The 12435-nt window shown below is 74.3% G+C and carries 9 protein-coding genes; 3 read left to right on the top strand and 6 right to left on the bottom strand.

From position 1 onward, the window contains the following. The first annotated feature begins 249 nt into the window (after positions 1-249). A complete protein-coding gene (locus tag ACSNOD_RS20590; protein WP_436768460.1) occupies positions 250-1818 on the top strand; it encodes an FAD-binding oxidoreductase in 1569 nt (522 codons plus the stop codon). A 45-nt stretch (positions 1819-1863) separates the two neighbouring features. On the opposite strand, the gene ACSNOD_RS20585 is transcribed toward ACSNOD_RS20590, so the two are convergent. The 6 genes from ACSNOD_RS20585 to ACSNOD_RS20560 all read right to left on the bottom strand — a co-directional run bounded on the left by ACSNOD_RS20585 (position 1864) and on the right by ACSNOD_RS20560 (position 9300). After that, on the bottom strand, positions 1864-2367 hold the full coding sequence (locus tag ACSNOD_RS20585; RefSeq protein ID WP_436768459.1) for an FBP domain-containing protein: 504 nt from the start codon (positions 2365-2367) through the stop codon (positions 1864-1866). Next, complete coding sequence (locus tag ACSNOD_RS20580; RefSeq protein WP_436768461.1) at positions 2351-3622, bottom strand: XdhC family protein; 1272 nt, start codon at positions 3620-3622, stop codon at positions 2351-2353. Before ACSNOD_RS20580 ends, ACSNOD_RS20585 begins: the two co-directional genes overlap by 17 nt. A 108-nt stretch (positions 3623-3730) precedes the next feature. Continuing rightward, positions 3731-5182, bottom strand: a complete 1452-nt coding sequence (locus tag ACSNOD_RS20575; protein ID WP_436768458.1) for an NCS2 family permease — start codon at positions 5180-5182, stop codon at positions 3731-3733. 206 nt (positions 5183-5388) lie between these two features. Beyond that, positions 5389-7773 (bottom strand): xanthine dehydrogenase subunit D, encoded by a 2385-nt coding sequence (gene pucD / locus ACSNOD_RS20570; protein WP_436768457.1) that lies wholly within the window; start codon positions 7771-7773, stop codon positions 5389-5391. Positions 7774-7777: 4 nt separating this feature from the next. Then, a complete protein-coding gene (locus ACSNOD_RS20565) occupies positions 7778-8407 on the bottom strand; it encodes a (2Fe-2S)-binding protein (RefSeq protein ID WP_436768456.1) in 630 nt (209 codons plus the stop codon). Continuing rightward, positions 8398-9300, bottom strand: coding sequence for an FAD binding domain-containing protein (locus ACSNOD_RS20560; RefSeq protein ID WP_436768455.1), 903 nt, complete (start codon positions 9298-9300; stop codon positions 8398-8400). Before ACSNOD_RS20560 ends, ACSNOD_RS20565 begins: the two co-directional genes overlap by 10 nt. Before the next feature lie 315 nt (positions 9301-9615). Between ACSNOD_RS20560 and ACSNOD_RS20555 the strand changes: the two genes are divergently transcribed. Together ACSNOD_RS20555 and ACSNOD_RS20550 are read left to right on the top strand one after the other, a co-directional pair. Then, complete coding sequence (locus ACSNOD_RS20555; protein WP_436768454.1) at positions 9616-11337, top strand: PucR family transcriptional regulator; 1722 nt, start codon at positions 9616-9618, stop codon at positions 11335-11337. Positions 11338-11537: 200 nt separating this feature from the next. Further along, entirely contained in the window at positions 11538-12350 is an 813-nt protein-coding gene (locus tag ACSNOD_RS20550) for a hypothetical protein (protein WP_436768453.1), read from the top strand. Positions 12351-12435 lie beyond the last annotated feature (85 nt).

The following is a 12435-nucleotide window of genomic DNA, read 5'->3' as shown; positions in this document are numbered from 1 at the left end:
CCCGCGCCTTCGGCGCGGGGAGAGGGGGCCGGCCTCCGGCCGGGGAAAAGCTCGTGGCGCTCACGTCACAGGCAACGTGAACGTGGTCACCGGTGCCGCATACGGGCGACAGCCCAACGGCGGTCACGAATCGCGGCCTCGGACTGTGCCAGGATCAATGGACCCGCACCACGCGCGCCGCGTCGACGCCGTCGGCCCGGTCCGGCCTCCGCCGACAGTAGGCCACAAGGGGAGCGAGGAACCGCACCCATGACTCAGACTTCTGACGCCCCCGACGTCCCCCACCGCTCTCTGCCGCCCCGCCCCACATGGCGCGACCGGTCGCTGGACGCCGTCGTACGCCACCGTTGGGTCATCCTCGTCCCGCTCGTGCTGCCCGCGGCCAAGGTGTTCTCCTTCGCGCGGTCGTCGCTCGCCACCTGCCGCCGGGCGCTGCGCCGGCTGGTGACGCACGACACGCGCGTGGCCCGCCTCCAAGCAGAGGTACGGCGTCGGAGTCGAGAGGGGCAGCTCTGTACGGGCACCAAGGAGTGGCAGTCGGTCTCGATGTCCCGCGAAGTCTTCTACAAGCGCGCGGCCCGGCCGGTCAGGATCGACCTCGACGCCATCCTGGAACTGGACACCGGGCGCCGGGTGGTCCGTGTCGAGCCCGGTGTCACCATGGGGCGGCTCGTTCGCCACCTCGTCCGCAGGGGCTGGACGCTCCCGGTCGTACCGGAGCTGGAAGCGCTCACGGTGGGCGGCCTGACGATGGGCTTCGGCATCGAGACCTCGTCGCACCGGCATGGTCTCTTCACCGACATCGTGGAGAGCTACGACGTGCTGCTGGGGACGGGCGAGGTCGTACGGGCCTCCGCCACGGAGCACAGCGATCTGTATCACGCGCTGCCGTGGAGCAGGGGCTCCCTCGGCTTCGTGGTCGCGGCCGAGCTGCGTGTCGTGCCCGCTCGTCCGTGGGTCGAGGTGCGGTACCACCCCGTCCGCGACGTCGAGGGGATGTGCCGGGACCTCGTCCGTCTCGCGGGCGCGGCGGACGCGCCCGCGTTCGTCGAGGGGTTCGTCTTCGGGCCCGCCGAGGGCGTCGTCGTGACCGGGGAGTTCACCGACCGACCCGCGGGCAGGCGGAACCACACGTGCCGGTGGTACAAGCCCTGGTTCTACGCTCACGCCCGGGACCGCGCACGGGCGGGCGGAGCGGTCGAGTACATGCCGCTCCGGCACTACTACCACCGGCACAGTCGGAGCCTGTACTGGGCGGGTGAACTGCTCGTCCCCTTCGGCAACCACCCGTTGTTCCGTCTTCCGCTGGGCTGGTTGATGCGTCCCAGCGTCGCGTTCCTGAAACTCACCGAGACGCGGGAGCTGCGCCGCCGCTACGGGCGGAACGTCGTGGGGCAGGAGGCGCTCGTCCCCGCGCGGCACCTGGAGGGCCTCGTCCGGGCGTGCCACGACATCTTCGAAGTGGACAAGCTGTGGATCTGCCCGGCGGCGCTGACCCGTACGGAACCCCCGGGCCTGGTGGGGCCGGAACCCGGAGCGGCCGCGGGCGAGCGGCAGTTGTTCATGGACGTCGCCGTCGTCTACGACGTGCCCGGGCCGGTGCGCCGGGGCGAGCCCTGGGACCCGAGGAGCGCCACCCGGCGGTTCGAGGCATGGGTCGCCGAGCACCACGGTTACGAGGCCCCGTACGTGCTGTCCGGGCTCACGCGGGAGGAGTACCGCGCCATGTACGACTGCTCGCTGTACGACCGGGTGAGGCACGCCTATGGCGCCGAGGGCGTCTTCGTGGACGCCTACGACAAGATCACCTCCCGTTGAACAGCCCGAACAGCCGGACACGGCGCCGACTTCAGGCGACGGAACCTAGCCGCCGACGACCTTGTTCACGAACGCATCGAGGTTGTCCCACATCCGCGCCACCCGCTCATCCCGCGTCAGCGACTCCTCGTACAGCCCGGACCGCAGCTTCGGCTGCCGCTTCCCCCGCAGATACAGGGAGCACGCGAGATCCGCGCAGACGTAGACCCCGACCGTGTTGCCCTCGCGGCCCCGCGCGCCCGCGTAGGGGGCGACGAGCAGGGCGACCCCGGAGGACGCGTGGCTGGTCAGACAGATCTGGCACAGACTGGACCGCACCGCGCTCGCGCGGCTCACGGACGGCACCCGCAGCGTGATCCCGAGCGGCCCCCGCTCCCGGGGCAGGACGAGGTGCGCCCGCAGCGGCGCCCCGGGGTCCACCCAGCCGAGGAAGTCCAGGTCCTCCCAGGGCAGGTCGGCGAAGTCGAGGGGCAGTCTCAGGCGCGCCGCCTCACCCTTGGTGCAGTTCACGAAGGATGAGCGGATCTGTTTCTCATTGAGCGGTTCCACGGGCGTCGACCCTAAGCCCCGCCCCTACGGGCCCGCACCTCAATATCGACCGGTGCTCGTCGTGGTGGATGGGCGTCCCCGCCCCCGTGAGCGGCACCCCGCTCCCGCCCCGCCGCGTGGCGACGATCTCCGCGGCGATGGACAGGGCCGTCTCCTCCGGCGTGCGCGCGCCGAGGTCGAGGCCGATCGGCGAGCGCAGCCGGGCGAGTTCCGCCTCGCCGAGCCCCGCCTCGCGCAGCCGGGCGAGCCGGGCGAGGTGCGTACGGCGCGACCCCATCGCCCCGACGTACGCGACGGGCAGCCGCAGCGCCCGCTCCAGCAGCGGCACGTCGAACTTCGCGTCGTGGGTGAGGACGCACAGGACGGCGCGGCCGTCGAGCGCCTCGGCCCCGCCGGGGCTCCCCCCGCGCGCCCCGGTGAGCCGGTCCAGATAGCGGTGCGGCCAGTCCACGACGACCTCGTCCGCGTCGGGAAAGCGGTGCCGCGTGGCGAAGACGGGCCGGGCGTCGCACACGGTCACGTGGTAGCCGAGGAACTTGCCCGCCCGGACCAGGGCCGCGGCGAAGTCGATCGCCCCGAAGACGAGCATGCGGGGCGCGGGCACGCTGCATTCGACCAGGAGGGTGAGGGGCCGCCCGCAGCGGCTGCCGTCCGCGCCCACCTCGACCGTGCCGGTGCGGCCGGCGTCGAGCAGCGCACGGGCCTCGGCGGCCGCCGTACGGTCGAGTCCGAGCGCCCCGGGGACGCCGCCGGGCGGCGTTCCGGGCGCGGCGTCCCCGGCCGCCCCGCCGCCCAGCGAGCCCTCCCACGAGCCGTCGGGCCGGACGAGGAGCGCCCGGCCGAGCAGGTCCGGCGGCCCGTCGACCACCCGGGCGAGCGCCGCCGGCGCCCCGCCGGCCGCCGCGGCCAGCGCGGCCGCGTACACCGGGCGCACCGCGGCGCTCCCCCGGACCGGCACGACGGCCACGTCGATGACCCCACCGCAGGTCAGGCCGACGGCGAACGCGTCCTCGTCGCTGTAGCCGAAGCGTTCCCGCACGCTGTCGCCGCTCTCCAGCGCCGCCCGGCACAGCTCGTACACCGCGCCCTCGACGCACCCTCCGGAGACGGAGCCGATCGCCGTGCCGTCGGCGGCGACGGCGAGTGCCGCGCCGGGCTGCCGGGGCGCGCTGCCGGTGACGGCCACGACCGTGGCGACCGCGAAGTCGCGCCCCTGCTCGCACCACCGGTGGAGCTCCTCGGCGATGTCCAGCATGTCGGTCACCTCTCCTTCTGGGATACCCCTACGTCGTGCGCGCCGGGGGCGCCACTCGGGCGAGCCGCCGTGGACACCGCCGCGGCTCGCCCGCCCGCCCCGCGCGGGTCAGCCGCCGACGCCCAGCCAGCCCTCGATGGGGTGCAGGGCGAAGTAGACGCCGAACACCCCGGTGAGCACCCACATGAACGCGCCCGGCTCCCGCCACTTGCCCTGTGCGGCCTTGATCGCGGTGTAGGCGATGACGCCGGCCCCGACGCCCGCGGTGATGGAGTAGGTGAAGGGCATGAGGGCGACGGTGAGGAAGACGGGGACGGCGACCGAGCGGTCGGCCCAGTCGACGTGCCGGGCGTTCTGCATCATCATCGCCCCGATGACGACCAGGGCCGCGGCGGCGACCTGGCCGGGCACGATCTGGGCGAGCGGGGTGAGGAACAGCCCGGCGGCGAAGAGGAGTCCGGTGACGACGCTGGACAGGCCCGTACGGGCGCCCTCGCCGACGCCGGTGGCGGATTCGACGAAGACGGTCTGCCCGGAGGCGCCGGCGACCCCGCCGATCGCGCCGCCGGCGCCGTCGACGAAGAGCGCCTTGCTCAGCCCCGGCATCCGGCCGCGCTCGTCGGCGAGTCCGGCCTCCGTGCCGACGCCGATGATGGTGGCCATGGCGTCGAAGAAGCCGGCGAGCACCAGGGTGAAGACGATCACCCCGACGGTCATGGCGCCGACGGACCCCCAGTCCCCGAAGGCGACATGGCCGAAGAGCCCGAAGTCGGGTGCGGCGAAGGCGCTGCCGGGCAGTTCGGGGGCGGTCAGGCCCCAGACCTTCCGGTCCAGGCCGGCGGTGGCGTCGACGACCATGGCGACGAGGGTGCCGGCGACGATGCCGATGAGAATGGCGCCGGGGACGCCGCGCGCCTGGAGCATGAAGATCAGCAGCAGGGTGACGCAGAAGACCAGCACGGGCCAGCCGCTCAGCTGCCCGCCGGTGCCGAGCGTGACGGGTGCTCCCTTGCCGACGAAGCCCGCGTTGACCAGGCCGATCAGCGCGATGAACATCCCGATGCCGATGGTGATGCCGTGCTTGAGCGGCAGCGGTATCGCGTTCATGATGACCTCGCGCAGGCCGGTGAGGACCAGCAGCACGATCACCGCTCCGTAGAGCACGCACATGCCCATCGCCTGGGGCCAGGTCATATGGGGCGCGACCTGGGTGGCGAGCACCCCGGAGACGCTGAGCCCGGCGGCGAGCGCCAGGGGCACCTTGCCGATGAGGCCCATCAGCAGGGTGGTGACGGCCGCGGCGAGGGCGGTCGCCGTGACGAGGGCGGACTGGTCGAGCCGGTCGCCGTTGACGTCGGCGCCGGACAGCAGCAGCGGGTTGAGCAGGAGGATGTACGCCATCGCCATGAAGGTGGTGACGCCTCCGCGCACCTCTCGTGCGACCGTGGAGCCTCGTGCGGAGATGTGGAAGTACCGGTCGAGCCGGGAACGGCCGGTGGGCGGGCGTGAGCCGGCGCCCGCCTCCCGGTCGGTCCTCGGTCGCACGAATGACTGGGTCATGAAGGCCAACTCCCAAGGTTCACAGGGGCACCCGCGGGGTGGGGCCCGCGGGATTTGGGTTGCCTGGGCTGCACGACCCGGGGGACGGCCCGAGACGAACGTGGTTGCGCCGGTGTCCGTTCGGGAACGCCGGTGCCGGGTGCTCCGGCGCCGGCGCCGGGACGGGAACGCCGGTGCCGGGTGCTCCGGTGTCCGGAACGCCGGCGTCAGGTGCCGGTGAGGTGTTCGGGCCGCACCGGTACGCGGTCGAGGGCGAGCCCGGTGGCCTGGCGGATGGCGGCGACCACCGCGGGGGTGGAGGAGAGCGTCGGTGCCTCCCCGACGCCGCGCAGCCCGTACGGGGCGTGCTCGTCGGCGAGTTCGAGGACGTCGACGGGGATGGTGGGGGTGTCGAGGATGGTGGGGATCAGGTAGTCGGTGAAGGACGGGTTGCGCACCTTCCCCTCCGGTGAGACGACGATCTCCTCCATCACCGCGAGCCCGAGCCCCTGCGTCGTACCGCCCTGGATCTGGCCCACCACGGAGAGCGGGTTGAGGGCCTTGCCGACGTCCTGGGCGCAGGCGAGTTCGACGACCTTGACGAGGCCGAGTTCGGTGTCCACCTCCACGACCGCGCGGTGGGCGGCGAAGGAGTACTGGACGTGGCCGCGGCCCTGGCCGGTGCGCAGGTCGAACGGTTCGGTGGGCCGGTGGCGCCACTCGCGTTCGACGTCGATGACCTCGTCACCGAGCACGTCGGCGAGGTCGGCGAGCACCTCCCCGCCGTCGGTGACCACCTTGCCCCCCTCCAGCAGGAGTTCGGCGGTCGCCCAGGCGGGGTGGTGGGTGCCGAACCTGCGCCGGCCCAGCTCCAGTACGCGCTCGCGCACCGCCTCGCAGGTGTGCTTGACGGCCCCGCCGGTGACATAGGTCTGGCGGGAGGCGGAGGTGGAGCCCGCGGAGCCCACCCGGGTGTCGGCCGGGTTGATGGTGACCCGGGTGACGCCGAGCTCGGTGCGGGCGATCTGGGCGTGCACGGTGACCCCGCCCTGGCCCACCTCGGCCATCGCGGTGTGCACGACGGCGACCGGCTCGCCGGCGACCACCTCCAGCCGGACGCGGGCGGTGGAGTAGTCGTCGAACCCCTCGGAGAAGCCGACGTTCTTGATGCCGACGGCGTAGCCCACACCCCGTACGACGCCCTCGCCGTGGGTGGTGTTGGACAGCCCGCCGGGCAGCGCCCGGACGTCCGGCTCGCCCCCGGCGCTCTCCCACTGGCGCTCCGGCGGCATGGGCATGGCCTTGACCCGGCGCAGCAGTTCGGCGACGGGCGCCGGGGAGTCCACGACCTGGCCGGTGGGCATCACGGTGCCCTGGGACATGGCGTTGAGCTGCCGGAAGGCGACGGGGTCGAGGCCGAGGGCGGCGGCGAGCCGGTCCATCTGGGCCTCGTAGGCGAAGCAGGCCTGGACGGCGCCGAAGCCGCGCATCGCCCCGCAGGGCGGGTTGTTGGTGTAGAGCGCGATGGCCTCGATGTCGACGTTGTCGATGACGTACGGGCCGGCGCTCAGCGAGGAGGCGTTGCCGACGACGGCGGGCGAGGCGGAGGCGTAGGCGCCGCCGTCCAGCACGATCCGGCACGTCATATGGGTGATCCGGCCGTCCTTGGTGGCGCCGTGCTCGTACCGCAGGCGGGCGGGGTGCCGGTGGACGTGGCCGAAGAAGGACTCGAACCGGTTGTAGACGATCTTCACGGGCCTGCCGGTGCGCAGGGCCAGCAGACAGGCGTGGATCTGCATCGACAGGTCCTCGCGCCCGCCGAAGGCGCCGCCGACGCCGGAGAGCGTCATCCGGATCTTCTCCTCGGGGAGCCCGAGGACGGGGGCGATCTGGCGCAGATCGGAGTGGAGCCACTGGGTGGCGACGTAGAGGTCGACGCCGCCGTCCTCGGCGGGCACCGCCAGGCCGGACTCCGGGCCGAGGAACGCCTGGTCCTGCATGCCCACCACGTACTCGCCGCTGACGATCACATCGGCGCGGGCGCGGGCGGCCGCCACGTCGCCGCGGACGATCGGCTGGCGGTGGACGATGTTGGGGTGCGGCACATGGGCCGCGTGGGGGTCGGTGCGGCCGGGGTGGAGCAGCGGGGCGTCCTCGGCGGTGGCGCTCGCCTCGTCGTGCACCACGGGCAGCGGTACGTAGTCGACCTTGATCTTGGCGGCGGCCCGGCGGGCGGTCTCGGGGTGGTCGGCGGCCACGAGGGCCACCGGCTCGCCGTGGTGGCGGACCCGGCCGTGCGCCAGTACGGGGGTGTCCGCGATCTCCAGGCCGTAGTTCTTGGTGTCGGTCGGCAGGTCGTCGTAGGTCAGCACGGCGTGGACGCCGGCCTGGGCGAGCGCCTCGGAGATGTCGATGGAGCGGATCTCGGCGTGGGCGTGCGGGCTGCGGAGGGTGAAGCCCCACAGCATGTCCTCGTGCCACAGGTCCGAGGAGTAGGCGAATTCGCCGGTGACCTTCAGGGTGCCGTCGGGGCGCAGGGTCGATTCGCCGATGCCGCCCCTGGTGCCGGTGCTGCCCTGGGTGATGGTGGTGGGGGTGCGGGTGACGCCCATCGTCTCAGCCCTCCGCTCCGCCGCGGGCGGCGGCGAGCCGGACCGCGTCGAGGATCTTCTCGTAGCCGGTGCACCGGCACAGGTTGCCCGACAGCGCCTCGCGGATGTCCGCGTCCGAGGGCTGGGGCGTGCGCTCCAACAGTTCGTCGGCGGCGACCAGGAGGCCCGGGGTGCAGAATCCGCACTGGACGGCGCCGGCGTCGATGAACGCCTGTTGCACGGGGGAGAGTTCGAGGTCGCCGCCGGTGGGGGCGGCCTGCCAGCGCCGGGCGTCGTCCGGGTGGGTGCCGGCCTGCTCGGCGCCCTTCGTGCCCGGCTCCCCGGCGCCCGCTGTCGCGGCGTCCGCCCCGCAGCCGCCCCCGGAGCACGCGCGTCCGGCGCGCTGCCGGGCGTGGTCGGCCAGCCCCTCGACGGTGACCACGTCGCGGCCCTCCACCTGCCCGGCGGCCACCAGGCAGGCACAGACCGGCACCCCGTCGAGGCGCACCGTGCAGGAGCCGCACTCGCCCTGCTCGCAGGCGTTCTTGGAGCCGGGCAGCCCGAGCCGCTCGCGCAGCACGTACAGCAGGGACTCGCCCTCCCACACGTCGTCCGCCTGCTGCGGGCGGCCGTTGACCGTGAAGTTCACGCGCACCGTGTGTCTCCTCCGTCCGTGTCGCGGGCGGCGCCCCGATAGGCGTCCCAGGTCCAGCCGAGGGTGCGGCGAGCCATCACGCCCACCGCGTGCCGCCGGTAACGGGCGCTGCCCCGGACGTCGTCGATGGGGTTGCACGCCCCCGAGCAGAGCTCGGCGAACTGTCGGGCCACCGAGGGAGCCAGGGGCCGCCCCGACTCCCAGAAGCCGCCCTCCTCGAGCGCGGCGCCGAGAAACTCCTCGGCCACCAGGGCCCGTACGGGGGTGGGCGCGGCGGAGCCGATACCGGTGCGCACGGTGCGGGTCTCGGGGTGCAGGGCCAGGGAGAAGGCACAGACGGCGATCACCATGGCGTTGCGGGTGCCCACCTTGGAGAACTGCTGCGGCCCGTCCGCCCGCCGGATGTGCACGGCCCGGACGAGTTCGTCGGGGGCGAGCGCGTTGCGCTTCACCCCGGTGTAGAACTCCTCCACGGGGATCATGCGGGTGCCGCGCACCGAGACGGCCTCCACCTCGGCGCCGGCGGCCAGCAGCGCCGGGTGCGAGTCCCCGGCCGGGGAGGCGGCGCCGAGGTTCCCGCCGACGGTGCCGCGGTTGCGGATCTGCGGCGAGCCGACGGTGTGCGCGGCGAGCGCGAGCGCGGGCAGCTCCCGGCGCAGGTGCTCCATGATCTGCGTGTAGGTCACGCCGGCACCCAGCCGGACCGTTTCCGCGCCGACCTCCCACTCCCGCAGCTCCGCGACGCGGTTCAGATCCAGCAGGTGCTCCGGTCGGCGGTGGTCGAAATTGATCTCGACCATCACATCCGTCCCGCCCGCGATCGGCACGGCCGCGGGGTGCTCGGCCTTCGCGGCGAGCGCCTCCTCCCAGCCTGCGGGGCGAAGGAAGTCCATGAGTGGCTCTCTTTTCCGTGGGGGTTTCCCGTGGGGGGCGTTCCCGTGGGGGCGTTCCCCACGGGAGGCTCTCCCGTGGGGCGTCGAGTCCTTCGTTCCCGGCCGGCGGACCTGCGGACCCGGCCGGGGCGTTCATGTCCTGTTCACGTGGCGTGGGGCCAGTACACAGACCGCCGTACCGCCCGGTGCAGTCACCGAAACCATGAAGCGGTTGGCTGGCCGGATGTGATGTCTTGTAGATTCGAACGAAAGACGGGGATCAGCAACCTCGCGGTATTCCACTGGCAACACAAGACACGATCGGCGGGCGACGAGATGCGGCTGCGCGCACTGCTGGAAACGGACACCCTCGGCCTGCGGCTGCTGAGCGGCGAGGACGAGCTGGACCGCACGGTGCGCGGCGTGATGACCACCGACCTGCGCGACCCCAGCCGCTATCTGTCCGGCGGCGAGCTGGTGCTCACCGGGCTGGCCTGGCGGCGCAGGCCCGAGGACTCGGAGCGGTTCGTGCGCATTCTGGCCACCGCCGGGGTGGCCGGGCTGGCGGCCGGGGAGGCGGAGCTGGGCGCCATCCCGGACGACCTGGTGCTCGCCTGCGCCCGCAACCGGCTGCCGCTGTTCGCGGTCGACGAGGACGTGGCGTTCGCCGCCATCACCGAGCACGTGGTGCGCCAGGTCTCCAGCGAGCGGGCCGGGGACCTGGCCGCCGTCGTCGACCGGCACCGCCGGCTGATGACCTCGGGGCCGGCCGGCGGCGGACCCGAGGTGGTGCTCGACCTGCTCCGCGGCGACCTCGACCTGCGGGCCTGGGTGCTCTCCCCCACCGGCCGGCGGATCGCGGGCTCCAGCCTGGCCGGGACCGGGCCCGAGCTGCCCCCCGCCCTCGGCGCGGCGCTCGCCGGCGAACACCTCGCCGCCGCGCGCGCCGGGCGCCGCGGGCCGCACCGGCTGACCCTCCAGGGCGCCACCTACTCCCTCTTCCCCATCCCCGGCGGCTCCGGCGCCGCCACGGCCGCCACCGGCGGGCGCGACGCGCGCGAGAGCGTGCTCTCGGACTGGCTGCTCGCCGTCGAGGCGGACGCCGGCGACTGGTCCCCCGAGCGGCTCGACCTGCTGCACGGGGTCACCCAGCTGATCGCCGTGGAGCGCGACCGCCGCGACGCGGCCCGCACCGTACGCCGCCGGCTCGCGCAGGAGGTTCTCGAACTGGTGCAGACCGGGGCCCCGCCGGCCGAGGTCGCCGCCCGGCTGCGGGTCGCCGCGCCGGTGCTCCTGCCCGGGCTGGGCACCGCCCCGCACTGGCAGGTCGTCGTGGCCCGCGTCGAGTGGGACGCCCGCCCCGAGAACGAACGCGCCACCGACACCCGTACGGCGCCCGACAGCGGCCCGGTGACCCAGGCGCTGCTGGAGGAGGTCCTCGTCGACCCCCGGGCCGGCGGGCCCGAGCCGTCGGACCGGATCGCGGTGGCCCACGCCGGGGACGAGGCCGTCGCGCTCGTGCCGCTGCCGTCGGTGCCCGCGGAGGACCCCGGGGCCGAGGCGGGGGTGCACGCCGACGAACTGCTGGCCGCGGTCGCCGAGCCGCTCGGCCGGGGCCTGGACGGCGACGGCCGGCTGACCATCGGCGTCAGCGCGCCCGTGCACTCCGCGGAGGGGCTGCGCGGCGCCCTGGAGGAGGCCCGGCACGCCCGCCGGGTGGCCGCCGCCCGGCCCGGCCGGGTCTGCGCCGCCGGCCACCAGGAGCTCGCCTCGCACGTCCTGCTGCTGCCGTTCGTCCCCGACGACGTGCGGCGCGCCTTCACCGCCCGGCTGCTCGACCCGCTGCGCGACTACGACCGCCGCCACCGCGCCGAGCTCATCCCCACGCTGGAGGCGTTCCTCGACTGCGACGGCTCCTGGACGCGCTGCGCCACCCGGCTCCACCTCCACGTCAACACGCTGCGGTACCGCGTCGGGCGGATCGAGCAGCTCACCGGCCGCGATCTGGCGCGGCTCGAGGACAAGCTGGACTTCTTCCTCGCCCTGCGCATGAGCTGAGATCTCCTCCGCCGTACGGCCCCGGCGCGCGTGGCGCTCGTGGCGCTCGTGGCGCCGGGGGGCGCCCGCGTGGGGTCCGCGTGGGGTCCGCGACCGCCGGGGCGGCGCCGCCGCGGCCATCGGCCCCTTGGCGGGGGCCGGGTATTCGTGCTGAGATGCGCCCACGGCTTCCGGCTCGACGGCGCGCTTGGGGAGGGAATGTGGCGGACACCGCCATGTCGCATTCGGGAGAGCCAAAGGCGGTCCCCTGGATTCCGGGGGCCCGGGCGGAGGGGGCCGGCCCCTTGGACGTGGCGGTGTGGCGGCTGCGGTCACGCGGCTGCTGGGACGACGCGGCCGCCCTCCTCGAACCCACGGCCGACCGCAGCGCCCCCGCCGCGTTACAGCGGGTGGCGCTCCTCGTGGAGCGCTGCCTGTTCACGGGCGAGGGCTGGGCCGCGGCGGAGGACGCGCTCCGTACGGCCGAGGCCGTCGCCGGCACGGACGACGAGCGGGGCGCGGCCGCGTGCGAGCGGGGCCACCTGGCGTACGCGTCCACCGTTCTCGGCGTCCGCGACCGCGCGGACGAGGCGCGGGCCGCGCTGGGCAGGGCCGTGGCGCTCCTCGCCCCGGCGGCCGACGGCCGCCCCCTCCTCGACTTCCGCCGCGGGTTGATCGCCGAGCACCTCTCGGAGAGCCCGCCGGCGGCGCGCGCCGCGTACCAGCGCGCCCACGCGGGCGCGCTGGCCCGGGGCGATCTGCTGCTGATGTCCTTCACCTGGCGGCATCTGGCCGGGCTCGCCCTCAGGGACGGGGAGCCGGCGGAGGCGCGGCGCGGGTTCGCGGAGTCGCTGCGCATCCGTGAGGAGCTGGGGTATCTCGTCGGGACGGCGCCCGCGCTGGTGGCCCTGGCGGGGGCGGTGGACGAGCCCGAGGCGGCGTCCCCACATGGCTGGCGCCCCTCCTCCCCCCGACGTGACCACGTCTCCCTCCGGGTATGCGTCTCCCTCCGGGTGTGCGCGACCTCCACGTGACGGCCCGCCCGTGACGTGACCGTCGTCGACGTGAACGCCACGGGCTTTTCCGCCCCTTCGGGGCGGGCATCTTTCCCCGGCCTTC

This window comes from Streptomyces sp. URMC 123, from assembly GCF_051386515.1.
In the GTDB taxonomy this organism is placed as follows: Bacteria; Actinomycetota; Actinomycetes; order Streptomycetales; family Streptomycetaceae; genus Streptomyces.
Note: the sequence above shows the minus strand (reverse complement) of the source record. Positions and strands in the feature narration are given on the sequence as shown.